The 25746-nt window shown below is 43.5% G+C and carries 21 protein-coding genes; 9 read left to right on the forward strand and 12 right to left on the reverse strand.

Annotated elements, in window-relative coordinates; all coding sequences use genetic code 11:
- Window positions 1-2: 2 nt before the first annotated feature.
- Genes phrB through SNR28_RS00405 form a run of 5 tightly spaced genes read right to left on the reverse strand, consistent with a single transcriptional unit; the run spans window position 3 to window position 4367 of the window.
- Entirely contained in the window at window positions 3-1388 is a 1386-nt protein-coding gene (phrB, locus tag SNR28_RS00385) for a deoxyribodipyrimidine photo-lyase (RefSeq protein ID WP_375749038.1), read from the reverse strand.
- Window positions 1385-2329, reverse strand: coding sequence for a YbgA family protein (locus SNR28_RS00390; protein ID WP_375749039.1), 945 nt, complete (start codon window positions 2327-2329; stop codon window positions 1385-1387). The genes phrB and SNR28_RS00390 overlap by 4 nt, the downstream gene beginning before the upstream one ends.
- 11 nt (window positions 2330-2340) lie before the next feature.
- On the reverse strand, window positions 2341-3063 hold the full coding sequence (locus SNR28_RS00395) for a ChrR family anti-sigma-E factor (RefSeq protein ID WP_375749040.1): 723 nt from the start codon (window positions 3061-3063) through the stop codon (window positions 2341-2343).
- Complete coding sequence (locus SNR28_RS00400; RefSeq protein ID WP_375749041.1) at window positions 3056-3685, reverse strand: sigma-70 family RNA polymerase sigma factor; 630 nt, start codon at window positions 3683-3685, stop codon at window positions 3056-3058. The genes SNR28_RS00395 and SNR28_RS00400 overlap by 8 nt, the downstream gene beginning before the upstream one ends.
- Before the next feature lie 31 nt (window positions 3686-3716).
- Window positions 3717-4367 (reverse strand): LON peptidase substrate-binding domain-containing protein, encoded by a 651-nt coding sequence (locus tag SNR28_RS00405; protein WP_375749042.1) that lies wholly within the window; start codon window positions 4365-4367, stop codon window positions 3717-3719.
- 212 nt (window positions 4368-4579) lie between these two features.
- Here SNR28_RS00405 and SNR28_RS00410 point away from each other — a divergent pair, with 212 nt between their 5' ends.
- From SNR28_RS00410 to SNR28_RS00425, 4 genes are all read left to right on the forward strand, one after another.
- A complete protein-coding gene (locus SNR28_RS00410; RefSeq protein WP_375749043.1) occupies window positions 4580-6544 on the forward strand; it encodes an alkaline phosphatase family protein in 1965 nt (654 codons plus the stop codon).
- Between the two features lie 156 nt (window positions 6545-6700).
- On the forward strand, window positions 6701-7774 hold the full coding sequence (locus SNR28_RS00415; protein WP_375749044.1) for an efflux RND transporter periplasmic adaptor subunit: 1074 nt from the start codon (window positions 6701-6703) through the stop codon (window positions 7772-7774).
- A gap of 1 nt (window position 7775) precedes the next feature.
- On the forward strand, window positions 7776-8858 hold the full coding sequence (locus tag SNR28_RS00420) for an efflux RND transporter periplasmic adaptor subunit (protein ID WP_375749045.1): 1083 nt from the start codon (window positions 7776-7778) through the stop codon (window positions 8856-8858).
- Complete coding sequence (locus SNR28_RS00425; protein WP_375749046.1) at window positions 8858-11986, forward strand: efflux RND transporter permease subunit; 3129 nt, start codon at window positions 8858-8860, stop codon at window positions 11984-11986. The genes SNR28_RS00420 and SNR28_RS00425 overlap by 1 nt, the downstream gene beginning before the upstream one ends.
- A 72-nt stretch (window positions 11987-12058) precedes the next feature.
- Here the strand turns inward: SNR28_RS00425 and SNR28_RS00430 are convergent, their stop codons facing one another.
- Window positions 12059-12616: a DUF1439 domain-containing protein gene (locus SNR28_RS00430; RefSeq protein ID WP_375749047.1), complete on the reverse strand. Its 558-nt coding sequence runs from the start codon at window positions 12614-12616 to the stop codon at window positions 12059-12061.
- A gap of 301 nt (window positions 12617-12917) precedes the next feature.
- On the opposite strand from SNR28_RS00430, the gene SNR28_RS00435 reads away from it, so the two are divergent.
- From SNR28_RS00435 to SNR28_RS00445, 3 genes are all read left to right on the forward strand, one after another.
- On the forward strand, window positions 12918-13061 hold the full coding sequence (locus SNR28_RS00435; protein ID WP_375749048.1) for a hypothetical protein: 144 nt from the start codon (window positions 12918-12920) through the stop codon (window positions 13059-13061).
- Window positions 13062-13379: 318 nt separating this feature from the next.
- Window positions 13380-16133: a cation-translocating P-type ATPase gene (locus tag SNR28_RS00440; RefSeq protein WP_375749049.1), complete on the forward strand. Its 2754-nt coding sequence runs from the start codon at window positions 13380-13382 to the stop codon at window positions 16131-16133.
- 195 nt (window positions 16134-16328) lie between these two features.
- Complete coding sequence (locus SNR28_RS00445) at window positions 16329-17504, forward strand: sodium:proton antiporter (protein ID WP_375749050.1); 1176 nt, start codon at window positions 16329-16331, stop codon at window positions 17502-17504.
- Window positions 17505-17596: 92 nt separating this feature from the next.
- Here the strand turns inward: SNR28_RS00445 and SNR28_RS00450 are convergent, their stop codons facing one another.
- On the reverse strand, window positions 17597-18580 hold the full coding sequence (locus tag SNR28_RS00450; protein ID WP_375749051.1) for a hypothetical protein: 984 nt from the start codon (window positions 18578-18580) through the stop codon (window positions 17597-17599).
- A gap of 407 nt (window positions 18581-18987) precedes the next feature.
- Between SNR28_RS00450 and SNR28_RS00455 the strand changes: the two genes are divergently transcribed.
- Window positions 18988-19701 (forward strand): hypothetical protein, encoded by a 714-nt coding sequence (locus tag SNR28_RS00455; RefSeq protein ID WP_375749052.1) that lies wholly within the window; start codon window positions 18988-18990, stop codon window positions 19699-19701.
- A gap of 210 nt (window positions 19702-19911) precedes the next feature.
- On the opposite strand, the gene map is transcribed toward SNR28_RS00455, so the two are convergent.
- The 4 genes from map to SNR28_RS00475 all read right to left on the reverse strand — a co-directional run bounded on the left by map (window position 19912) and on the right by SNR28_RS00475 (window position 23413).
- Window positions 19912-20685: a type I methionyl aminopeptidase gene (map, locus tag SNR28_RS00460; protein WP_375749053.1), complete on the reverse strand. Its 774-nt coding sequence runs from the start codon at window positions 20683-20685 to the stop codon at window positions 19912-19914.
- Entirely contained in the window at window positions 20678-20902 is a 225-nt protein-coding gene (locus tag SNR28_RS00465) for a ParD-like family protein (RefSeq protein WP_375749054.1), read from the reverse strand. Before SNR28_RS00465 ends, map begins: the two co-directional genes overlap by 8 nt.
- Before the next feature lie 650 nt (window positions 20903-21552).
- Window positions 21553-22434, reverse strand: a complete 882-nt coding sequence (locus tag SNR28_RS00470; protein ID WP_375749055.1) for a radical SAM protein — start codon at window positions 22432-22434, stop codon at window positions 21553-21555.
- A gap of 166 nt (window positions 22435-22600) precedes the next feature.
- Entirely contained in the window at window positions 22601-23413 is an 813-nt protein-coding gene (locus tag SNR28_RS00475; RefSeq protein WP_375749056.1) for an enoyl-CoA hydratase/isomerase family protein, read from the reverse strand.
- Between the two features lie 137 nt (window positions 23414-23550).
- Here SNR28_RS00475 and SNR28_RS00480 point away from each other — a divergent pair, with 137 nt between their 5' ends.
- On the forward strand, window positions 23551-24501 hold the full coding sequence (locus tag SNR28_RS00480) for a LysR family transcriptional regulator (protein WP_375749057.1): 951 nt from the start codon (window positions 23551-23553) through the stop codon (window positions 24499-24501).
- Between the two features lie 290 nt (window positions 24502-24791).
- On the opposite strand, the gene SNR28_RS00485 is transcribed toward SNR28_RS00480, so the two are convergent.
- Window positions 24792-25682 carry a LysR family transcriptional regulator gene (locus SNR28_RS00485; protein WP_375749058.1) on the reverse strand — a complete coding sequence of 297 codons (891 nt, stop codon included), beginning with the start codon at window positions 25680-25682 and terminating at the stop codon, window positions 24792-24794.
- Between the last annotated feature and the right edge of the window lie 64 nt (window positions 25683-25746).

Genomic DNA, 25746 nt, shown 5'->3' on the forward strand with positions numbered 1-25746 from the left:
AATTATCTCTTATAAAAATCCAGAGCCCTGAGTCGGGCAAATTTGTGTTCAACTATTGAGGGCCAATACAAGTGACTCATTTCATTCTTCTCAAGGTATTCATGAGGGAAATGGACATGCTTGTCGGGCACATTAGCCAGTTCTGGTAAATACTTACGGATGAACTCACCGTTTGGATCAAACTTTTTACTCTGGGTAATCGGGTTAAAAATACGAAAGTAAGGTTGAGCGTCACAACCGGTTCCTGCTACCCACTGCCAGCCGCCATTGTTTGCGCTGAAATCACCATCGATAAGATGCGACATAAAGAACTGTTCGCCCCAACGCCAGTCGATAAGCAAATGCTTAGTGAGGAAACTCGCAGTTATCATGCGTAACCTGTTGTGCATCCAGCCCGTCTGAGTCAATTGCCTCATCGCGGCATCAACGATAGGGTAGCCTGTGTACCCGTTGCACCATGCGTCGAAGTCTTTAGGGTCGTTTTTCCAGATCAGGTGTTCAAAACCGGACTTAAAGTTGTGTCCCCTAATCAGTTCAGGAAAGTGGTAAAGCAGATGTTTATAAAAATCTCTCCAGATAAGCTCATTCAACCATGATGCTGCCGGATGTTCCGAATCGTAGAGGATGTCAGGGTCTCGCTCGATAAGTTTGGCTGTTACCCAGCGTGCGCTGATAGCACCTATGTTTAAGTAAGCGGACAAGCCTGATGTCCCTTTAATTGCGGGGAAATCTCTTTGTCTGGAATAGAGTTCAAGTTTGTTTGTGAAGAAATCTGGCAACACTTTTTCTAAGACGGTCTGGCTAAGTGGCCAGTGTCCTGAGTCCGCTTTAGGGTAATCGAAAGGTATATCAAGCTTGTTGCCGCGTTTCGTAGATACGTCGGGAGTTAAACTGTAATCGATGCCAAACTGACGAACGTAAGAAAGCCAAACCCGTTTAAAAGGAGTGAAGCTTTTGAACATTTCTCCCTGTTGATTGAGTATCTTTCCTTTTGGAGCGATGGCGTCACAGTCAAATAGCTCAAGCTGAATATCGAGTTGTTGCTGAACTTGTTTGTCTCTTTCGATTTCATTGAGTTCCGGCTCTGCGTTCGCAAATACCTGTTCGATATGGTTGTTCACGCAGTAGTGCTTAAGTGTTTGCACTTGGTCAGCATAGTCATTGGCCTGAAGGTGAACAAGTTCGATCCCCTGGCTTGCAAGTTGTAAGGAGTACTGTTCAAGATGCCTTTTGATTAGATCTATTTTTATCGGTGATTCGTGATGATAGCTCCACTGCTGAGGAGTAGAGATGTAAACGGCTTTTTTTGCGCCATTCTTTATCGATGCACTTAGAGAAGGGTTGTCGTGAAGCCGCAAGTCACGACGAACCCATAACAGACTGTTCAATACCCGTACCTTAGACGCAGTTCTTTCGGATGTGGGTTAAGGTATACCTGACTTTCAAGATACTCATTTGGATACTCTCGAATGTAGTGATTGATGAGTGTCAGAGGCACAAGCAATGGCGCTGTCCCTTCACGGTAAGCGTGAATTTCACTTGTTAGTTCCTCTTTTTTCCCTTTGCTAAGCTGTTTCTTAAAATACCCCTGAATATGCATCAGCGTATTGGTATGCGTACGTCTCGTTGCTTTGACTTTGAGAGCAGTCATCAGACCCAGAATGTATTCTTCGGCCAACTCATCTGGATTGACATCAGGTTGCGCAAGCAAGCGTCCAAGCTCTCTGTAACTCTCTACGTGATGGCTCATCAACAGGTATTTGTGTGCCTGGTGGAAAGTCATCAACTTGTGCATGGTAATCTCAGACTCCTTAAGCTCTAACCAGCGTTGATAGACGAAAATACGTGTGATGAAGTTTTCACGGATTATCGGGTCATTCAGCCTGCCATTCTCTTCTACAGGCAAGCATGGGTTGCCTTTCATGATCTGTTCAGCGAACACACCTACGCCGTTTGATTCGGAACCTTTGCCATGGGAGTGATAAACCTTAACCCTTTCCATGCCACAAGTTGGGCTTTTAGCGCAGAAGATAAAGCCAGCGATATCTTTCTGTGTTGCGATGGTTTGTTTACCAAACTCTTTTAAGGCTTCAGTCACGTCACCACTGCCGTCTGGTCTTGAGACAGTAATGACATCACCATGAGCAATCTGTCGTATCGTTGGTCTAGGAGTGGGTAGCCCTACCGCAACTTCAGGACAAACGGGAACAAAATCGGCAAACTTTCCTAACTCTTCTGTACAGAAGAAAGATTTTTTGTGCCCAGAGTCGAAGCGAACCTTATATCCCGCGACACATGCACTGATACCTAGTTTAAGTTTGGTCATCATCGTATTGTTCCTTAATAGATGTATTTGCCTAGAGGATTGATTAGCTGACTTACACCTTTGGTGAACTGAAGCGCGTCACTGGAAACCGTCAGACAGATACAGCCTTCTTCCGTGACAGGTGAGTGGTTGTGTTCACCATCGAGCCAGATAAAGTCACCGACATGGTACTCGCCCATCTCATCTTTAAAGCTGCCTTCAAGTAGCAAGGTAATCTCGAAACCTTTGTGAGTGTGCGCAGGAATCTCTCCACCTTTATCGATATGAAGCAAACTGGCTTTAAGATTGCTGTCTTCAAGAGCAAGGCGAGAGCGAGACACTTTGCCTATGCCTTTCCAGTCACTCAATGCAATGGACTTCATCGCTCTTGGCAAAGCTATTCGTTTTCCACCCACTTCTATTTCAACAATAGTTTGAGGAGGGTTGCTCAATGGTTGCTCTGAATCATTGGAAGCGATGGCTTCTATCATCTCCAGCTCTTCCTCATCCAGAGAAAAACTGGTTTCAGAGATGTTTGACACCAGATCCGAGAACATAGCGTTAAGATCTTCTTCTGTGGAAGAAAAGTCGTCTTCGACAAAAATCTCATTTGCCGCTTGCTCAGTTAACAAGGCTACTTGCTCACGACACTGTTCGCACAATTCAATGTGGCTTGAAACAATCACAGATACGGTTGCAGGCAAGTCACCATTTACATACTGCTCTAATACAGCTTTAGTTGGGTGATAATTAATCATGATCAGTTTCTCCCATATGCTGCTTAAGTTTCCCTAGTGCTAACCGAATCCTGGACTTGATAGTACCAACAGGAACACCGAGCTGTTGAGCCAGCTGTTCCTGAGATAAACCGTGGTAATAGACACCTCTTATTACAACTCTTTGGGCTTCAGGTAACATGTCTATTTGCTTTGAAATCTGTTGGGACTGAAGATGATCGGCAAAATCACTCTCTTCTTCATGTGCTGATTCAGCAACTGCGTCGAGTGGCCAGATATCGTCGGACAGTTGCTGCTCAGAGCGGAAATTTGCTTTTCGCAGCATATCAAATGCGGAGTTTCTCATTATGGTGTAAATCCATGTCGTGGCTGCCCCTTTCTCTGGATTGTACAGATGGGCTTTCTGCCAGACATTGCTCATGGTTTCCTGTACGAGTTCTTTCGCAAGGGCTTCGTTGCCGAGTTTTCTTACCCCGAAGCGAACGATTTTCGGAGAAAAGTACTTGAACAAGATAGTAAACGCCTGCTTATTTCGCTGCGTAGCGACAAACGACAGGCATTGAGACAAATCATCTGGCATCAGGTTTTGCGCTTTAATCGCAGTCTCCTTTTTAATGCTCGTTGTGTTAACAGTTTGCGTCATGCTCTCACCTTGATTAAGTCCTTAACCAGAATTAATTTTCAATACGGGCGCTATTTGCATTGGGATCACTTAAGTCGTAGTTTTCATCAACGATCGATTCCAAAAAAGAAATAACTGATTGAAAATCAATTGGTTTTAAGAGCATTTTTTTTGCGCTGACAGGAACAGGAAGAAGCTCAATAAGTCGAGCGCACACCCACTCAATACTGTCGCGTCTGGTGTCGTCATATAGGCCTGATATTTGTGGGTATGAACGAAACAGCTTATCCAGTATTTCGGAGAGTTTTCCTGTATCCACTCTGCTGTTAATCATAGTCCAATGTGGAGCGTAGTGTGCGTGCGCTTCCCATTCGCCACGATCATTTTTACTGCAGTCTGTGAGAGTCACCAGGGATACGGCTTCAACGTCCACCAGTAGGAAGCCATTTTCAGTTCGGTTGAAGTTAACCACAGTGGCGCAAACACCCCAATGATAGGGCTCATTCGCACCTTCGATGTCAAAGGCGATGATGAATTTTTTTTCTAGCTTTAATGCGGTTGCTAAAAGATCTATGTATTTCGCTTCAACAACTCTGATTCTTTGCCGTCCTCCCGGAAAGAGCACAATTGGCAAAGGAAAAACTTTCTCTTTCAGAGGTAGAGAAGTGCCATCTTGTGTGTGAGGTAAATTGAGAGCAGGCATAGTTCAGTTTTTTCCTTTTTTAACTTTCCTTAGAGTACGTAGAAACTCTGAAATAGGATCAGATGGATAAAGGTAAAACTAATACGTTTGGGTTTGTAAAGGATTGAAAACAGACTTTGGAAACTCAAGATTATTCAGTAAGCTATTATTATGAACGATAAGTATTAACGAAAAGTATTACTGATAAGAAAAGGACGAGTTTGTTATTGGTTATGCCACAGAATCATCAGCTTCCCCTTGTGCTTGCGGGGCCCATTTTAAGACGAGTATCAACAGATAAGTTCGCTTTCTGGTTAGCGACGACGGCAGATATCGAGATAAAACTGGGTCTGTATCCTGACTCTGTCGCTAGTCAAAGTTACGAGCTGAGTTCTGGGAACGGTGATTATCGTTGTTTGTCTTTTTCTCCCCAACTTAAGTACCACCTGGTTAACCTAACACTCTCAGAGCCACTGCCTTTCGACAGTATCATCAAATACAAGTTACAGATTCGTCCAATAGACTGCTCTGATGATGGTTGGATGGATATCGTGGAACTGATGCCTGAGCTTCTCTATCCGGGGCAGGATATGTTGCAGTTTCGGGTTCCAAGAAAGGTGCAAAGCTTGTTGCATGGTTCTTGTCGAAAACCTCATTACTCAGGTATCGATGGGCTGGTGGTTGCTGATCAACACCTACAAAATCTGTTATCAGAGACTAACGATGATTCACCAAAGGCGTGGCCTTCTATATTGATGATGTCTGGCGATCAAATCTACGCTGATGATGTTGCTGGCCCTATGCTTAAGGCCATACATCACCTTTCTGAAAAGTTGTCGTTTCCGATGGAACAATGGGATACGGAACCGGTTAACAGTTCCACCATGACCAGTGAGCAGCTTTATCTGCACCCGGACAGTTATTATGGAAGGGATCACTTGCTGCCAAGCAGCGAGGATAATCGGAATTTGGTTAAAGTGCTGTTTGGCGGTGCTCGTAAACCGATATTCACCAGTTCAACAGCAGACAATCACTTAATAAGCCTGGGTGAATACTTAACTTGCTATCTGCTGTCCTGGTCCCAGGTTCCATGGTGTCTGGTAGATCTTTCTATGCCTAAAGGGCTGAGCGGGGAAAAGCAAGAGCTGTATTTACAAGAACGAGAGGTTATTAATCAGTTCGTAGCAGGATTACCGGGTGTTCAACGTGTGTTTGCGCATCTGCCAGTGGCGATGATTATGGACGACCATGATGTGACGGATGACTTTAATCTGCACAGAAACTGGGAAGAGACCGTCTACAACCATCCGTTATCAAAAAGAATGATTGGCAACGGGTTACTTGCCTATCTTATTAATCAGGCGTGGGGGAATAAACCTGAAGCCTTTAGCGCTGCGTTGCTGGATCAAATTCAGAGCGTGATGAAGCAACTGGGAGACACAAAGTACGAAGACCTGATTGATCGGTTAATCAAACTTGAAGCCTGGGATTTTGAATGGGATACAAGCCCTCCACTGATTGTTCTCGACACACGAACACGTCGCTGGAGAAGTGAATCTTCTGAGTTTCAGCCATCAGGGCTTCTCGACTGGGAAGCATTGACAGAGTTGCAGGGGCGTTTGAGTGGACACTCCTCGGTTCTATTAGTGTCTGCAGCACCGATATTTGGCGTGAAGCTGATAGAAGTGATTCAAAAGGTGGTGACATTTTTAGGTCATCCTCTGGCGGTGGATGCGGAGAACTGGATGGCGCATCCGGGTACTGCCAACGGTATTCTCAATGTTTTTTGTCACCGTAAAACCCCACAAAACTTTGTTGTACTCAGTGGCGATGTTCACTACTCCTTCGTGTACGATGTTGAACTGCGCGGACGGCACAATAGCCCTCATATCTGGCAGATATGCAGCAGTGGTTTGCGGAACAGTTTCCCGGAACCGTTACTTGCGGTGCTTGATAAGCTCAATCGTTGGCTCTATTCACCACGTTCTCCACTCAATTGGTTCACACTCAGACGTAAGATGCGAATCACACCCCGTAAGCCTGTAGGTGCAACCTCTGGAAGAAGGTTATTCAATCATTCCGGTATAGGGCTAGTGGAGCTGGATGAAGAGGGAAGACCGATTAGAATCAGTCAGTTAACGGGGGTTAATGAATCGGTTGTATTTGAGGTTCGCGGTGATGAGGCCAGCTGGCATTGATACCCATTAACTACGGCAGAATCATACGCATAGTGTGCGGTAGGCCCTATGTCTGGTTATAAAAATAAAAAGTTCTTGTAATCATAAGGTTAAAGTTAGTTACATTTGCTAATATCATAAGTCAGTATTGAAAAATAATGACATGGATGATGCTATATGTACCGATATAAATCCTATGCTTTCGGACTCATAGCTTCTTTAGGGTTGGCTACCTTGCTGACTGGTTGTTCTAAAGAAGAAGCGCCTGTACCGGAACCTGATTCCCGCCCGGCCAAGCTGATGACTGTTTCAGTTGGCACAAAAGAGAGTTCCCGAACCTTCCCCGCGACTGTACAAGCCGGTGACAAAGCCATTCTGGCGTTTCGTGTTCCCGGTCAGCTACAAAATGTATTGGTTTTCTCCGGAGATATAGTGAAGAAAGGTGATGTTCTTGCAGAGCTGAACCCGGATGAGTACACACTCATGGAGAGAGAAGCAGAGGCACAGTTTGAGTTGGCCAATGTTCAGTTCCGTCGAATGGAGAAACTGCGTAAAGACAGAGTAGTTTCAGAACAGGATTTCGACGAAGCTAAAGCAAATTACAACTCAAAAAAAGCATCTCTAAATCAAGCATCAGCAAACCTTGGATACACCAAGTTAATAGCACCTTATGATGGCACCATTTCTTATATTAACTCCGAGAATTTTGAGTATGTGAGCGCGAGTGAGGCTGTAATGAACATTCAGTCCACCAAGGTACTGAAGATAATATTCCAAATGCCGGATCATCTGTTATCGCGCTTAAGCAGAGCAAGAACCTCCGGTGCAGAAACGGAAAACAAACTTGCTCAGGTTACCTTCGACGCATTTCCTAACAAGTCTTATACGGTTGAGTTTTTAGAGATCGATACAGAATCCGACTCGAAAACAGCAAGCTACAAAGTGACTATGGTGATGGACAGTCCTGAAGAGCTCTCGGTCTTACCAGGAATGTCCGGCCAGGTAGAAGTTCTGTTTCCTAAAGAGGGCGCAAGTCTGATACCAAAGAGCGCCATTATTGATGAATCGGGTTCTCAGTTTGTTTGGCGCGTAAACAGCGAAAGCCTGACGGAGAAAGTCGCTATTACTTTGGATGAGAGAGGAAGAGTCGCCTCCGGTTTGAGTGACGGAGACCGTGTCATCGTATCTGGAGTTGGTGGTACGGAAGCTGGAATGAAGATCCGTGAATGGATCAAGGAAGAGGGGTTATAAAATGAAGATGAACTATTTTGCAACCGCTCTTATCTCCTCTTTATTGTTAGCCGGATGCGGTAAGCCACTGCTCGAAAACAATAAACCTTTGCCCAGGGTGAAAGTGATTCAGCTGGGGGATAAACTTTCTCATCAGGATGATAGAGCTTATTTACCTGCTATTGCCAGTGCTGCTGACAGATCTCAGTTAGCGTTTCGCGTTTCTGGTGAAGTGAGCGTACTGAACGTAAATGAAGGTGATCTTGTAGCAAAAGGTGATGTGATTGCTGAAATTGATCCAACCGATTTTCAGCTGACCGTCGACAATGCGCAAGCGGCCTACAATGTGGCGAACAGTCAGTATGAACGTTCAGCTCAGTTGGTTAAAAAAGGGCTCTTGGCTCAGTCACAGTTTGATGAGCTGGCCGCTCAAAGAAAGAGGGCAAAAGCAGAGCTTGATTTAGCCAAGCTAAGGCTAACGTTTACCAAATTGCGTGCCCCTATGGACGGCATCATTTCACGTATTAATGTTGAACAGTTTGAAAATATTCGGGCTGGTCAGCAGATAGTGAATATCCACAATGCGAACGAAGTAGATATTGTGGCGCAGATTGCCGACCAGATTTTTATCAATCGTAAAGAGTTCGATAAAGAGGCAGTCGAAGTTGTCGTGCGTGTCGCGTCGGGTGATGAGTACATTGCTAAGCTGAAAGAGTACACCACAGAGCAAGACCCAGCCACGGCAACTTATACCATTACGCTTACGATGCCTATGCCGGATAACCAGCTCATCTTAGATGGTATGGCAGTTGAAATTTATGCCGATAAAAGTGACGTCGCTTTAGATTCAGTATCAAGCATTGTTATTCCAATCGAGTCTATTACTAACCCTGATGGCGAAGCGTTAGACAGGGAAAACAAGTTTGTCTGGGTTCTTAATGATGACAATACTGTTACCCGAATCAAGGTGGAGACAGGAAGAATTGCATTCGACAGTATACAAGTTTTAAGTGGACTGCAGCCGGGTCAAAAACTAGTGGTGGCCGGACTAGCAAGGCTATCTGAGGGAGCAGAAGTCATGCCAATTGAGCAGGAGGCGCAATAATGAGCAAGCAAAACGTGCAAGCCAATACTCAAATTGGTTCAGAAGAAACGGATAACGAACAAGTGACAGGCGTAGCTGCCTATTTTATAAAGAACCGTGTTATTAGCTGGATGTTGTCATTGATCTTTCTGATTGGTGGTACTTCTGCGTTCTTTGAACTGGGCAGGCTGGAAGACCCAGCCTTCACTATCAAAGACGCAATGGTTGTGACCAGTTATCCGGGTGCAACCCCTACTCAGGTGGAAGAAGAAGTCTCCTATCCACTGGAAAAAGCAATTCAGCAGTTAGTTTACGTCGATGAGATAAAGTCGGTCTCCAGCCGGGGATTATCTCAGATCACGGTGACCATGAAGAACAACTATGGCCCCGATGATCTCCCCCAGATTTGGGATGAACTTAGACGTAAGGTAAACGATCTCAAGGCGCAGTTACCTCCGGGTGTGCAGGACCCGATAGTAATGGATGACTTCGGTGATGTGTTCGGGATTCTGTTGGCTGTGTCTGGTAAAGGTTACGACTACAAAGAGCTACTCGACTACGTAGATTATCTGCGCCGTGAGTTAGAGCTGATTGATGGTGTAGGCAAGGTCAGCATCTCAGGTAACCAGCAGGAACAAGTGTTCATTGAAATTTCAATGAAGCGCCTTAACACACTGGGAATTTCACCGGATAAGGTGTTTAACCTTCTTTCTACTCAGAATACGGTGAGTGATTCTGGTGCGCTGAGAGTAGGGAATGAGTATGTTCGAATTCATACAACAGGTGAGTTCCAGGATGTTGAACAGCTTGGTGATTTGATACTGAATGACACGGGAGCGCAAGGTCTTATCTACCTGAAAGATGTAGCTGAAATCAAACGTGGATACGTTGAAGTTCCTTCAAACATTATCAACTACAACGGACATTTAGCGCTGAACGTAGGTATTTCATTCAGTAAAGGCGTAAACGTTGTTGAGGTGGGTAAGGTATTTGAACGTCGTTTAGCGGAACTTAAGTTCCAGCAGCCAATTGGTATCGATATTTCTGAGGTTTATAGTCAGCCAAAAGAAGTAGACAAGTCGGTTAGCGGCTTTGTAATCAGCCTTGGTCAGGCCGTTGCTATCGTTATTGTTGTACTTCTGTTCTTTATGGGAATTAAGTCTGGTTTGTTGATCGGGTTAATTCTTCTGGTCACGGTATTGGGTACCTTCATCTTCATGCAATACATGGGGATTGAGCTCCAGCGTATCTCTTTGGGGGCTTTGGTTATCGCCTTGGGGATGCTGGTGGATAACGCCATAGTGGTTGTAGAAGGGATACTCATAGGTACCCAGAAAGGGCGGACTAAGCTTCAGGCAGCGACAGTTATCGTTACCCAGACAAAATGGCCTTTGCTTGGGGCGACCGTTATCGCGGTAACTGCGTTTGCGCCTATCGGATTGTCCGATGATGCAACGGGTGAGTACTGTGGAACCTTGTTCTCGGTTCTGCTTATCTCCTTGATGCTGAGTTGGTTTACCGCTATCTCACTCACTCCGTTTTTTGCCGACTTGTTCTTTAAAGAAACCACGCCTTCTGAAAGTGAGGAGGAAGAAAAAGATCCTTACAATGGTATGATCTTTGTTGTTTACAAAGGTTTCCTTGAGTTCTGCATGAAGCGCGCCTGGTTGACTGTAGCTGTGTTACTTGTTGCTTTAGCAGCGAGTATCTATGGGTTTGGTCATGTTAAGCAGTCATTCTTCCCGTCATCAACGACTCCTATGTTCCTGACCGATGTTTGGTTACCAGAAGGGACGGACATTCGATCGACGAACGAGAAACTCAATGAGCTTAATAGCTGGCTGTCAGAGCAAGAAGAAACAGAGTACGTAACTTCAACAGCGGGTCAGGGTTTGCAGCGCTTTATGCTGACCTACGCACCTGAGAGTAGCTATGCCGCTTATGGTCAGCTGGCCATCAGGGTTACGTCATTTGAAGTTCTGGATGGGCTGATGGTTCGTTTCAGAAGTCATATCGAAGCGAATTACCCGGAAATTCAGTACAAGTTGAATAAGATTGAACTTGGCCCAGGTGGCGGTGCGAAAATTGAAGCGCGAGTGGTCGGTTCCGATCCGAATGTGTTGAGAGAGATTGCTGCTCAGATTACCGACATCATGCGAGCCGATCCGGGAACCACAAACATTCGTCATGACTGGCGTGAACGTACTAAGGTATTTGAGCCTGTGTTCAATGAGAGTCAGGCGCGCCGTTATGGTGTGACGAAAGCGGACATCGACGATTTCCTTAGCATGTCGTTCTCTGGTTTAAATGTGGGTGTTTACCGTGATGGTACGACATTAATGCCAATTGTTGGCCGACTGCCTCTAGAAGAGCGTGAATCGATCAGTGCTATCGAAGGGATGAATATCTGGTCTCCGGCAATAGGTGACTACATTCCGTTAGCACAGGTGACTCAGGGCTACGATATGCGTTGGGAAGACCCATTGGTGATTCGTAAAGACCGTAAGCGCATGCTAACCGTGATGGCTGACCCGGATATTTTAGGTGATGAGACAGCAGCAACGCTTCAGGCGAGATTGCAACCTCAGATCGAAGCGATTGAGCTTCCATCAGGATACTTCCTGGAGTGGGGCGGTGAGTATGAGTCTTCAGCAGACGCTCAGAAGTCATTATTCCAGACAATGCCACTTGGTTATCTGTTTATGTTCCTGGTAACGGTATTCCTGTTTAACTCGGTTAAAGAACCAATCATTATTTGGTGTACGGTACCGCTAGCCATTATTGGTGTTTCCTGCGGCCTATTGCTGCTTGATACTCCTTTTGGGTTTATGGCGCTGCTGGGCTTCCTGAGTTTGTCAGGGATGCTGCTTAAGAATGGTATCGTACTTCTTGATCAGATAGAGATTGAGATTAAGTCTGGTAAGCAACCGTACGTGGCTATCGTAGATGCTGCGCTAAGCCGTGTTCGTCCGGTTTGTATGGCTGCAATTACTACGATTCTGGGTATGGTTCCGCTGCTGCCGGATACCTTCTTTAAGCCAATGGCGGTAACGATAATGTTTGGTTTAGGCTTTGCGACCATCCTTACCCTTATTGTCGTACCTGTGCTTTATCGCCTGTTCCATAAAGTGGAGATAGTGTCAGAATAACCTGACGATACCTGTAAAAACTAAGGGCCAGACTGATCACTCAGTCAGGCCCTTTTCTATTGTTAAACTAACTTAGTCGAATAATTCAATCACTAGCTTATGGTCTTTAATCACCAGATTTGGATTGGTGGATTTCAGCATCGCTTCCTGCACTTTATTGCTGTCTAGCTTATAGACAGGCTGGTTAGATAGCGCAGAGCCTAACATAGATACTGCAGGCTTTAAGAAGCGCTCGATCTCTGGTGTAAGCTGCTTATTCTTCTCTTCAAACTTCTCCAGTCGAAGTGATTTAAGAAAAATTTCACCGCTCTCCTTGTTGTACTCAGGAATCGCACTGAACTCTATGTCTAAATCCAGGCCCAGGTTCTGACTGCTGAGCAGCGTTACTTTTGCGTTGGTATTGGCAAAAACAGAAATGCGTTCAGCGTCTGCACGGCCAATTTTGATATTGAGATCATCCACGGCAACCTGAGCATACATGACGTTTTCAATCCCGACTGATTGTTCCAGAGCAACATTCTCTTGCAGATAATCTGTCATCTCCTGTTCTGAAATGCTGTAGCTGGCACACCCACCCAGAGTAAGCAGAGTGAGAGGCAGGAGGAGTGTTTTTAGTTGTTTTATGAGCATGAAGGCTATCCAGTAGGAATTTATGTTTCTATAACAATAAGTTGTAATCACAGTAGTTACAAACTTTTATTTTAAACTATTCTTCAGTCGGATAGCTGGGGTGTAACCTAATACAGTTTTATATAATAGAACGGTTTACTATTAATATATTAATGAAGAGTGATGTTTAAATTAATAAATAATATTTGTTCGTAACGGTCAAAACTTAAACTATTGACATTAAATTTACAATTGCTCATTGAATAATCATTATAATAAAAACGAAAACGGTAATGAAATATTTAAACTTAGTGGTGAAATTATGAATAAAGTTATCAATATGATTGGAATGTCCATAATAGCAGCCAAATATGCAATATTTGCACTATTGGCAGGTGTAACATTTTATACTGGTGTCAGCACAGCAGACACCATGCTACTTGTAGGCTTGGAAGGCAATGACTAACTAGCTGATACTAATGGCTAGTTTTAGTAACTCGATAAAAAGCAGCTAGTTTTAGCTGCTTTTTTTATACCTCTTCTATTGTTAAACGCCCCTATAAACAGACACAAAAATATAAACGAGGGGAAATCCCCCTCATATGTGGTTTTCACCTTTTTTCTTTACGATATAGAATTCTACTCATCGGTTAATTAAATTAATCGATATAACTATATGCTATCTGAATAAGTGCTTTATTAATTAAAGTATACGTTTCCTATTGCCTCTAGTTTATTAAATACTTTTAAAAAAGGTCATGTATATATTTATTTGGAGAAGACAATGGCAAAAAAGTGGTTTTCCGAGCAGGTAGATAATACCTTGGAAATGATGGGTACAACTATCGAGCAAGGTTTATCTGCTGAGGAAGTAAAACATCGTCAAAATCAATATGGTAACAACGAGCTGGAAGAGCAAAATAAAAAAACTGCTCTAGAGCTATTTTTGCATCAGTTTAAAAATCCGCTGATTTTTATTCTTGGTATCGGTGCTGTGGTTTCATTCTTCACAGGGCACTTAGTGGATGCTGTTGCAATCACAGTTATCATTTTTATCAACGCAATAATCGCATTCTGGCAAGAGTTTAAAGCCCAGAAAGGAATGGAAGCGCTGCGAGAAATGGCAGCACCTGTCGCGCAGGTTAAGCGTGATGGTGAATGGGTCTCTGTTCCGGCAAAAGAGCTGGTTCCGGGAGACATCCTAAAAATCAATACAGGCGATATTCTGGCTGCGGATGTACGTATTCTCGAAGCCAATCGTCTATCTATAGATGAAGCCGCATTAACGGGTGAATCAGAGCCGGTAAACAAGACATCGTCAGAGCTTGAAGATGGAAACATTGGTCTGGGTGATCAGATCAATATGGGCTTTATGACCACTATGGTGACATCTGGCACAGGCCTGGGTGTGGTTACTGCTATAGGCATGAAAACAGAAGTCGGTCATATCGCAGATATGATGGCGAACACTGAAGAGACCAAGACTCCGATGCAGGTGCGCATGGACACCATCGCGAAGACGCTGATGTTTGCAGCGCTGGGTGTTGTTGCTGTTATCTGTGCATTTGGTTTGTATCAGGGAATGCCTTGGCTTGAGATTCTGAACACAGGTATTTCTCTGTCGGTAGCCGCGATTCCTGAAGGCCTGCCTACGGTTATTTCAATTGTTTTGACCATGGGTTCAACCCGTATGGTTAAGAGCAACGCACTTGCTAAGCAGCTGTCCGCCATTGAGACACTGGGTTCAACAACGGTTATCTGTTCAGATAAAACCGGCACACTGACTCAGAATCAGATGCAGGTGATGAAGGCTTACGATGCTAATGGTCGTTACTGGAATGTGAGTGGTATCGGTTTTGATCCAAAAGGTGAGTTTAAACCTGTTGCGCATAATACGGATGTGAAGAACAGCCCTGAAATGCTGCGTGGTTTAACAGTTGCAACGCTTTGTAATGATGCTGAGTACATTCAAGATGGCAGCAACTCAAAAGTGCGTGGTAACCCAACGGAAGGTGCATTGATTGTTGCAGCAGCTAAGGCTGGTCTGGAGCAGAAGAGTATGTTGGACAGCGGTGCTTTCACTATCAAAGAGAAGTTCCCATTCGACTCTGAGCGCAAGATGGCTTCGGTTATTGTTCAGACAGATGACGGTAAGCACTTCCTGGCTATCAAAGGTGCACCAGATGTGATTCTGAGTCATGCCTCAGGCTTTATGAGCGATGGTGAGGTAGTTGCGCTCGATACCATGGCAACAGATGGAAACCTGGCGCTTGCACCAAACCCGGCTGAAGAGCTGGTAACAATGTACGAAGCTGCGATTCAGGAGTTTGCACACGATGCACTGCGTACTCTGGCTGTTGGTTTTCGTGAGCTGTCTGAAGCGGATCTGGAAAAAGACCACTCAGAGCTTGAGAAAGATGTCACCGTACTTGGTCTGTTCGGGATCATGGATCCACCACGTCCGGAAGTAAAAGATGCTGTAAATAGCTGTTATGACGCAGGTGTGCGTACCGTAATGATTACGGGTGACCATGCATTAACCGCAGCGGCCATTGCTAAGCAGATCGGAATCATTCGTGGCGAAGAAGATCTTGTTGTAACGGGTAAAGAACTGGATGAAATGAGCGATGACAAGCTCCAGGAAATTTGTCCGAAAGTCGCGGTATTCGCCCGTGTCACTCCAGAGCACAAGCTGAGAATTGTGAAAGCTCAGCAGTTTAATAACGAAGTCGCCGCAATGACAGGTGACGGAGTAAACGATGCTCCAGCACTGCGTCGTGCCGATATCGGTGTTGCCATGGGCATTACCGGTACATCAGTGGCGAAGGATTCTGGTGACTTGATTCTGCTGGACGATAACTTCAGCACCATCGTAAAAGCAGTTCGTCAGGGACGTCAGATCTTCGATAACTTGCGTAAGTTTATTCGTCAGGCATTGACGGCAAACGTAGGTGAAGTTTCTGTGATTCTGATTGCCTTTATGGTGATGGGGCCAGAAGCAATACTGCCACTGACACCGTTGATGATTCTATGGATAAACCTTGTTTCTGATGGTCTGCCAGCACTTGCGTTAGGTGTTGAGCCGGAAGAGAAAGATCTGATGGAGCGTAAGCCTCGTAAGCGTAATGAGAGTTTCTTTGGTGACCACTTGGGCACTCGAATCATTCTTCGTGGTTTGGCATTGGGTGGAATGAGTTACATGGCATTTAGCTGGGCACTCGAAGCCGGTCAGAGTGCTGCTTATGCACAGACAATGGCATTCTCGATGCTGATCTTCGCTCAGCTATGGCACTTGTTTGACTCAAGAACATTTAGCTCGATTTTCCGCAAGAACCCATTCACTAACAAGTATTTGTTAGGAGCAGTAGCGCTTTCATCGGTGTTGTCTCTGGGTGTGATTTATTCAGGCGTTGGACAGTTAATCTTCGGTACCGAAGCGTTAAGCATGGCTCATATGTTTGGCATTGTTTTGGTCTCTTCGCTACCAACTCTGGTGATGTCTGGTCTGAAAGAGCTGACAAAGATTAAGTTTGTATAGGTATGGAGGTGAGATATGGGTGGAGATGAAAAAAAAGCGAATAAGGTATTCGCACGATTCTTCCTAAGTATATTTGCAGGTCTTGGTGTTTTCGCTAGCTGTTCTAGCTAGCAAGTACCGAATTTTCTGCACAGCCACTGAATTTATATCGCTTTCAGTGGCTGATTTTTGCAGTTTTTTGTTTCGGAGAGGTTCATGTACAAAGTTATTACTTACTCAATATTGCTGCTGGTTGGGCTAGTTCTATCCCAGTTTTTACCGACGGTTTTTGAGGGTTACGCATCTGTTCAGCCAGTGATTCTTGTGCTCACTATGGTTGCGCTGAGCTACATTATGATTAACGTTGGACGAGAGTTTGAGATTGATAAAAGCAATCTTAAAAAGTATGGGTGGGACTATGTGGTCGCAATGACGACAGCTACCTTTCCATGGATAGGTGTTGTTCTTTATTTTGTCTTTGTGCTTTTCCCTCCATCAATGTGGGCTGATGGTGATGTATGGAAAGAGCTGTTCATCATAGGTCGATTTGCTGCGCCGACTTCAGCAGGTGTGTTATTCGCAATGCTGGCGGCTGCGGGACTAGGGGCAACCTGGGTATTCGCAAAAGCACGTGTTCTGGCCATTTTTGATGATCTGGACACAGTACTGCTGATGATCCCTCTAACGATTCTGGTTATGGGCTGGAATCCTATGATGGGTGTTGCGCTGCTACTGATGATCGTTATGTTGGCCGCAGGTTATAAATACCTTCACCGCTGGGAAATTCCATCAAGTGCAACCATGATTATTGCTTACTCGTTACTGATAACTTTTGTCTGTGAGCTTTTCTATCTGAAATCAGGTGTACATTTCGAAGTATTGCTTCCAGCATTTGTACTGGGTTGCTTAATGAAATCCCAACATGAGTCGAAGAAGGATGAAAAGGTATCAACGACGATTGCCGCTTCATTTATGGTGCTGGTTGGCCTTTCGCTACCTTTAATCTTCGGTGAAGTAACACCGATACTGGATACGGAAAGTGTCACCGCTGCAATGGACCCGATTGGTACACGTGAAATCATTAAACACGTACTTGCCATTACCATCATTGCTAACGTAGCTAAGATGTTCCCTCTTTTCTGCTATCGCAAAGAGGCATCAATCAAAGAGCGTTTAGCACTTTCCCTGGCAATGTGTCCGCGCGGTGAAGTTGGCGCTGGTGTCATAATGATTAGCCTTGGCTATGGCATGGGTGGCCCTATCATCACTATCGCAATGCTTGCGCTAGCGCTTAACCTAATGATGACGGGTGGATTTATCATGGCGGTTCGCAAGCTTATCGAACCACAAACAGAAACCATGCCACTGAAGCCGATTCAGTCACAGGTATAACGCTTAGATACTGTTATTAAAAAGAACAGCCCCGATAGTGATATCGGAGCTGTTTGTTGTATGGGAGTTATAGGTTTCGTGAGAGGGTAACGCTATTTTACTTCGTACCTAAGTAGAACTTCATTATCCAAAACAACGTTTGTTGACCAAATGAAGCTCGCTCCAGCACCACTGAATTTCTCAATAAAATTCATGTAAGATTTCTTGTTATTCACACCAATTTCATCTTCTGAGTATTCAGTCGCTTGCGGCCATGAAACTGCGTCAAAATCTTTTGCCATCCAGTTACTTGGAGTTTCCCAGTGAGCTGCATAAGCATTTTCACCGTTATCTGTACCTTGTGTTGTACAGTTTTCCGATAATCGCTTACCATCAACTTCACTCAGGCAACTTAAATCATAGATTGGTGCAGTATAAAATGTCTGTGCTTGCCAGTCGGAACCTGTCACAGTACCGTCACTAAAGCTAGCGATAAAGCCACCATCGCCCGGGTGGAATGCCTTACCACGGTTATCTTCTGTACCTAAACCTAAGTTTTCTTCCCAATCAATTACTTTTACAGCAATCGTGTATGGCTTATTTACTTTGAACTTTACGATACTAGAGTTAAACGGTGTGAAAGGCACAGTGTCTACTGCAACGAGCTGACCATTAATATATAGCTCGAAATAGTTGTCAGCAAAGATGTAACCCGTGATCTCTTCACCATCTGAATCAATAACAGCTACAGGCACAGAAGCTTCATCCACATCAGCTATGCTTTCAGGTGTGATGCTGGCGCACTGTTCATAAAGATCGACTGCTTTTGGCGCAGTTGTGAAATGGTTTTGAGCAGGGACTGTCCATACTTTTCCATCAGCGTCGGCAATTTCACCGATGCCTGCTACACGGCTTCGACCATTCGCGCACTCAAAAAGATTTGTTTCTACTGTTTTTGCAAGACCTTGGGTAATGCTAGCTGAACCTTTGTAATCACTATTGGTTCCAGTTACTGTTGGGTCGGAGGATGGAGAGCAACCAGCCAACAGCAAGGCGATAGACGAAAGAGCGAATACTTGATTGTTTGTGGTAATCATCAATAAAAACCCAGTAGTAAGTATGAAGCTTAAGTGTAGTTTTAGTCTCAACAAACTAATATGTTGAGCCACATAAATAGTTGGCGCATATATTAGACGATGTAATGTAAATTAACGTAAACGATGTGCAATTTTCAGTAAATGGACTTCTACTCCTAGCTTTCATATCTAGTCCTTCGTAACTCATAAATGTCCACGAGTTTGCTGATGGGACAAATTGTCCCACTCTGTTCTAGACTCGGGACAGTTGGCGCTTCATAGCTCGGAATTGCCCCACTCGGCGTTAGGGTTGATATTCACAACATGTGATCACCAAGCGTTCTTCTTTAACTTGTTTTTATCTAACGCTCTAAGTATGCAATTATATACGTATAACATTCATGTGTATTCAAGAGGTAGCTATTGAAGTGACTGTTCAAGATCGTATTGCGGAGGTGCGTGACTTTCTGAAAACACGACTAACCGATATCCACGCGATTCAAGCACATCCAGATAACCTTCCGATAATGCAGGCTGTTCTGTACTCTTCCTTTATCGATGCACTTGGAGCTACACGCTATGGGAGCAACGTCGATACACGTGACCGTTTTACTCGTGTGATCATAGAGCATGGTGATTGGAGTGAAGCTGAGAAAGTTTGCCCAATGCATCTACATCGCTTTTTGGAAATATCGCCAGGCTTACCCGAACTAAAACAACGCATGGCTAATGTAATCGATGATTGGCGAGCGAATCAAGATGGAGTAATTTATTTAGATTTAGCTCCAACAAAAGATGATATAGCTGAACTATGGCCAGATAATGGAGCGAGAAAACACCATAGAAAAACACTAGACCATTTCACTCACGTGAACTTATTGTACGGCATGAGAAATGGGTTGTTACATCAGCAATATGCCGCAAGAGGTTTACCTGCTTGCCCGAAGGAACTAGAAAATGCCCACTACATTTTCTGGAATAGATATGAGCAAGACGGTAGTCTGGAGCTTATCCACCCTTCACGATTTCTTTCAGGCCTATGCGATACTCTGCTTGAAAACGTTATGAATGACTTCGAAGAAAAGAGTAGAAAACCATGGGGTATCGGTCATTTTTCAAACTACTTAATTGATGGGCTGTAGTTTTACAGCTCGTCTTTGCCCCATTCCGCCTTAGTGCGATTACTCAGCAACGAGTTACGTTGCGGAGTTTGCAATACGTGAAGTTATGGCAGACACCAGAACGGCGCTGCACGGGAACTCCCAAAAGTGTGCAAAAAAGAGGACTCTAGACCGTAATTCTCATCTGCATCATTATGCAAGATCACAGAACTGACCAGATTTAACTATCAATTAGATTTCTTCATCACGAAGAGTCAAAACTTCATAACCAGAACTTGTAACTAAAACGGTATGTTCTGATTGGGCAGATAACTTCTTGTCTCTCGTTACGACAGTCCAACCATCTTTCTTGGTTTTCACTTTTGCAGAGCCTTGATTGACCATCGGTTCTATAGTGAATGTCATACCTTCTTTTAGAGTAAGGCCAGAATTTTGTTTACCATAATGAAGAACCTGTGGCTCTTCATGCATCTCCCGACCAATACCATGCCCACAGTATTCTTTTACAATACTGTATCCATGTGATTCGGCATAACGTTGAATTGCATAACCAATATCACCTAGTTTAGCTCCTGATTTTACTTGTTTAATACCTTCCCACATGGCTTCATATGTCACTTTCACAAGCCTCTTCGCGATAGGCGATGCATCAGGCATCACATACATCTTGCTTGAGTCTGCAATGAATCCGTTCTTTTCCAGTGTTATATCTAGGTTAATGATATCTGAGGCTTTTAAAAACTGGGTTCTTTTCGGGACACCGTGGCATACAACCTCATTGATTGATGAGTTTAATACAAACTCATAGTCATACTGCCCCTTGCTTGCTGGTCGAGCTTTGAGTTCATTAACGATATATTTTTCAACAAAGTCGTTGATATCCATCGTGGATAGACCCGGCTTCATGTATGAGTCCAAAGCTGTAAATACCTTTGCTAACAACTTTCCAGATTCTCTCATTAGCTCGATTTCTTCACGACTTTTGATGGATACTAGGCTATTCATTAGTAGCCACCTCATTGTTTTTGATATTTTCTGCCGATACTGAAGCTGATGACATTAACTCTGAAACTAACTGGTTATATGTAAAGTTCGGATGCAACTCTGCCATCATTCCAACCTTTATCCAAAACTCTGCTTGAGAGTTGATAGAACGATTCATGGCACCACTAGCTTTTCGAATCTCCTCGTGAAGACTCTCTGAAATTTTTACAATACCCATAAACACACATTATATATGAAACGTATACACATTATATGCGTTTCACATATCACTTCAATCTAATTTGCTGAAGAGAATCACACAACACTGTCGTAACTCAGCACCTTGTTAGAAAGGAAAAGCCGTGAGGAATAAGCAAGAAACTGCATGTTTAATATAAATTTTTGCATAGAGTAATTTTAGTAACGAGAATAGAGAGTGACAATTTCTGTCCATTTTCTTGCAGATTCGGCATCCTGAAAAGTGGTGCCGTTCTGGTTTTTGGGCTACCAAAAGTTAATTCACGGGTAGATATCGTCCGAAGTGCCTAAATGATTTTTGTCCACAAGTGTTTTAAGTCAGGTATGCATTCCAACGAAGACCGTTGGAACGAGAATAAGCCGATTCAGTCACAGGTATAACGCTTAGATACTGTTATTAAAAAGAACAGCCCCGGTAGTGATATCGGGGCTGTTTGTTGTATGGGAGTTATTGGCTTTACCCTATATTCAAGCACAGCTAACCCCTTGAGCTTTTTTTGTTCCAGTTTTTGCAAAAGCAAAAGTTTGTTCATATTCCTTCAATATCAATTCAAACAGTTCTCTCGAATCCCGGAGATAATTTATAAAAGAAAAGTCATCATAAAGACTATAATGGTTCTAATCAGGTGCTTAAAATCGCCCCATATAAGCCTTCCCTATTAAATCTTCATCCTTGCTTAGCAGGTATTTGCTAATAGAAGCAAGCATTTCTGATTTGTTCTCTTTGAGCGTTCCTTTTATCGATAGTAAATTGGATGCATGGGTACCATCTACATATAAGTCTTCCAGCTCAATATGCTCTAGCAGAATCTTCATTTCTTCTAGTACTTCATAAGGGTCGAGCAACTTAAAGTCACCTTTAACAACTTGTCTATGCAATACAGTACCTTCTATTGGCACAGTTGTTAGTGTTCCTAATAGATAGGGTTTCATTTGGTTGATTAAACAGGCGGTTTTTTTAGCATGAATCTTTGATAGTTCACCACTACCACCCAGCCCAACCATTACCATTGCTACTAATTTGATTCCGGACTTAACAATATTGCCACCCGCTTCAAGCATTTCTTCGGCAGTTACCCCTTTACGTGCTGCTTCTAGCACTTCATCAGAACCTGATTCTACACCCAGATAGGCCATGGTCAGTCCTGCTTTCCTTAACTGCCTTAGTTCTTTCCGTGTTTTACTCAGTGTACTTTGAGGGCCTGCATAAGTACTTACATGACTTAGCTTTGGAAAAGCAGAGTAAAGCTCGGACAAAATTTCTAGCAGCATATTTGTGGACAGTGAAATCGCATCTCCATCGCTTAAGAACACTTTTTCAACTCTAGAACCAAATGTCTTTTTTGCTACCTGTATGTCTTCTCTAAGTTCTTCGATAGTTCGAACTCGATAACGCACATCCTTGTACATCGAACAATAGGTACATTTGTTATAAGAACAGCCAACAGTGCATTGCAATATGTACGCATCAGCTTCTGGTGGCGGACGATAAATATTACCTTCGTATCTCATTTATCACCTCATGCCAAATACTGATATTTGGCAATGTACTGGTTATAAATCGGATAGATAAGACGAGTGATTCTTTTGACTTAGTCGTCTATGACTATCTGATTTTGAACAAAAAGGCAGCCTTGATATTTCCTTGAGGCTACCTTCGATTAATTAAGCTTCACTATTATTTTGCAAGCTCACCAGCTGCGTCTATAAAGATACCTTGAATATCTTTTGCCTCACGCTCGGTTTGTCCACCATGCTTAAGAAAAGCTGATATGATTGCTTGAGTCTTGTCTTCTTTTGCACGTTCTAGGAAGTAGCGTAACTCCAGTTCTGCACCTGCGTTTTCATCTTTAATTGATGTCTCGATGATCTCTTTGTACATCACGATATCTCTAATTTCTAACTGACTAATCACACCAAGAGCTTGAGCTAGGTAGACATCCATTTCCGCTTTAGGTACATATTGAGTAATAATGTTCAGCTTTTCTGCTTGCTGAGCTGTAAAGTCATTACCAACAAGCAGCGCTTGTAATGCTTTGTTTTTGCCCATTCTTCTCGCAAAATGCACCGCACCTTGGCCACCTGTTGGAATGTTGACATGAATTTCTGGCTGAGCAAATGCAGCGTTTTCTGTGCCGTAAGCCAAATCGCAGGCCATTACAAATTCATTACCACCTCCACGTGCAACACCGTCAACCACTGCCACAGATACCTGCTTCATTGATTTGATATTGGCAATCATATGATTAAACTCGATAGATGCAGCTTGACCACCCTGAGTTCCGTTGATCACATTAAGATCTAAGTGAGCTAAAAAGAACTGCTCGTGAAGTGATTTGAATACCACCACTTTTGTATCGCGGTCACCTTTCAGCGAGATAACAAACTTGTTGATCTCATTAATCAGATCAATCGTAAGAATATTCACTGGTGGATTATCAATAGCGACTGTCGCAATGCCATTTTTCTGGGTAATAGATAGTTTGTTCATAGAGCTTTTCCTCACTTGATTAAATGGGCTTTTTCAACTTAGCCCTCAACATGTAGTCACTATAAGTTTGTTATAGGTGAAGAAAAATAATAAAATTGGCACATTATTGGTGCTTTCAATGCAACAAAAGGGTAGGTATGGATTTTTCAAGTCGATTATTGCTTCTTCTTGAGGTTGTTGAACTTGGTTCATTTACTAATGTCTCCGAACAAAGAAATGTCGATCGATCGGTTGTATCGAAACATATAAGTCGATTAGAGGATGAGCTTGGTGTTCGCTTATTAAACCGAACTACCCGCTCACTATCTTTAACCGCTGCTGGAAATGAAATGGTGAACCAAGCTAAATCATTAAGGGCTTTGTTAAGCGACACTCATCGACTCGCACAGAATTACCATGCTGTTCCTAAAGGTGTATTGCGGGTAACCAGTTCAACCTTATTTGGGCGTCAATATGTTCAACAAGCGGTGCTGGTATTTCAGCAACAATATCCCGATGTTGATATTGAATTACGTCTAGAAGACCGAGTTGTGGATATGGTGAGAGAAGGGTTTGATATAGGCTTTCGTATAGGCAAACCCAAAAACTCTAGTTTGATTACCAGAAAAATAGCTCGTAACAGGTTATTGATTGTCGCATCCCCTGAGTTTATTCAAAAGCACGGAGAGGTCGAAACGGTTGAAAAACTGGAATCATTACCTGCCACAGTTTATGCAGCTCCGGGACTTTTGATCGATAAATTCAGGTACTTAGATGGCAACAAAGAGAGCAAGTACTTTCAGCTGAAGGTTGCATACAAAGTAAATGATGTTGAAATGGTCACGAAAAGTGCGGTTGCGGGCAATACACTAGCTGTAGTAACAGCGCAGATGATTGAACACGAAATCTTGGAAGGCAAACTTATCCCAATAATGACACAGCTTCATTTAGACGACTTTGGTACTTTTTATTCTGTGTACCCTCATCGAGATGCCCCCATTAAAACCAAACTATTCATTGATACGCTCAAATCCATTGTTGGAGAAGATGTACCGATATGGGAAAAACATATCCCTAATTTTGAAAACATGTATGGTCGAACGGGATAGAGTGTTTTTCACATTAATTTCTGGGAACAATATTCAAGATATTGGCGTTAGAGGTAAATTAAATATCTCTAGCTTGTAAGTTTCTCATTGGAACAAAGGTTTTTTGGCGAGTGTGCGCGAGGGTTGTTTTAGTTCTTGCTATAACTACAGCTTTCGCAAACTCAACAACGGATTACGTTGCTGAGTAATCATTCTAAGGTGCGCAGGAGCAAAAATAAGCCAGATCAACCTATCAGACCTGATTTCATCATATTTTTGGAAGTTAGCAGGTTGAGCTTTAGCCATTCCCCCTAAACAAATCTGGCTTGTGCGTATTCGGATGCTTCTTCTTTAACAGCGGTAAATACCGGGTTGTTTTCAAGGTGCGGAGGGTAGTACATGCTGATATCGCACACAGGTTGCTGTACCACTTCATCCAGATGAATTTCGACAAGTTGACCGTTTTCAACATAGGGCCTTGCGACTTCGTTAACCAGAATGGCCCAACCGTCGACTTTTAATAGCTCTACAAGTACATCGGTATTGCTGATGATATGGTTATCTGCTGAAACGCAGAAATACTCCGGGTTCCAATTGTACTGATTTTCGGTCACATACTGTTTGTGGCTCTGAAGGTCATTAATCGTGATGTCTTTGTTATGAACAAGCGGACTGTCTTTACGCGCATAAGCCGACATTCTTTCACCACCCAAAGTGACAAATCCAACGGGTTCATTTTTAAGCAGGCTGGAGTGGCGTTGAGTCAGTGAGAGACAATCGCCTCCTTTAACGAGCTGCTCAAGCGCCTCATCTGTGTTTCGGTGCAGCCAGTTAACTTTGATGTATGGAAAACTCTCGTTAATCCTTTTGTTGAGCTGGATGATCAACGCTAGCGGGATCAGAGTATCGTGATAGATAGTCAGTTCAGAGATATCACTGGAATGAAACTCCAGAAGCGACGCGTCCAGTTGCTTGGCACTCATTCTGGTTAGCTGTGCTCGGTCGTAAATGAGGTTAGCGGCTGCTGTGGGTTGCAGACGCTTGCCCACGACATCAAACAATTTCACATCATAGATATCCTCTAGAGTTGAAATGTGTTCTCGAATGGTTGTTCTGTCTTTGCCGAGTTCCTTGGCAGCACCACTAAAACTACAGTGTTCATAAGCGGTACAAAAAGAGTCGATATTAACCAGTGAAAGCACTTCAAACTCCTAAATTATTTATGATGGGAAAACTCCATCATATTCGCTTTCTATGTTAGGCTCC

This window comes from Vibrio iocasae (assembly GCF_042245395.1).
Classification (GTDB): domain Bacteria; phylum Pseudomonadota; class Gammaproteobacteria; order Enterobacterales; family Vibrionaceae; genus Vibrio; species Vibrio iocasae.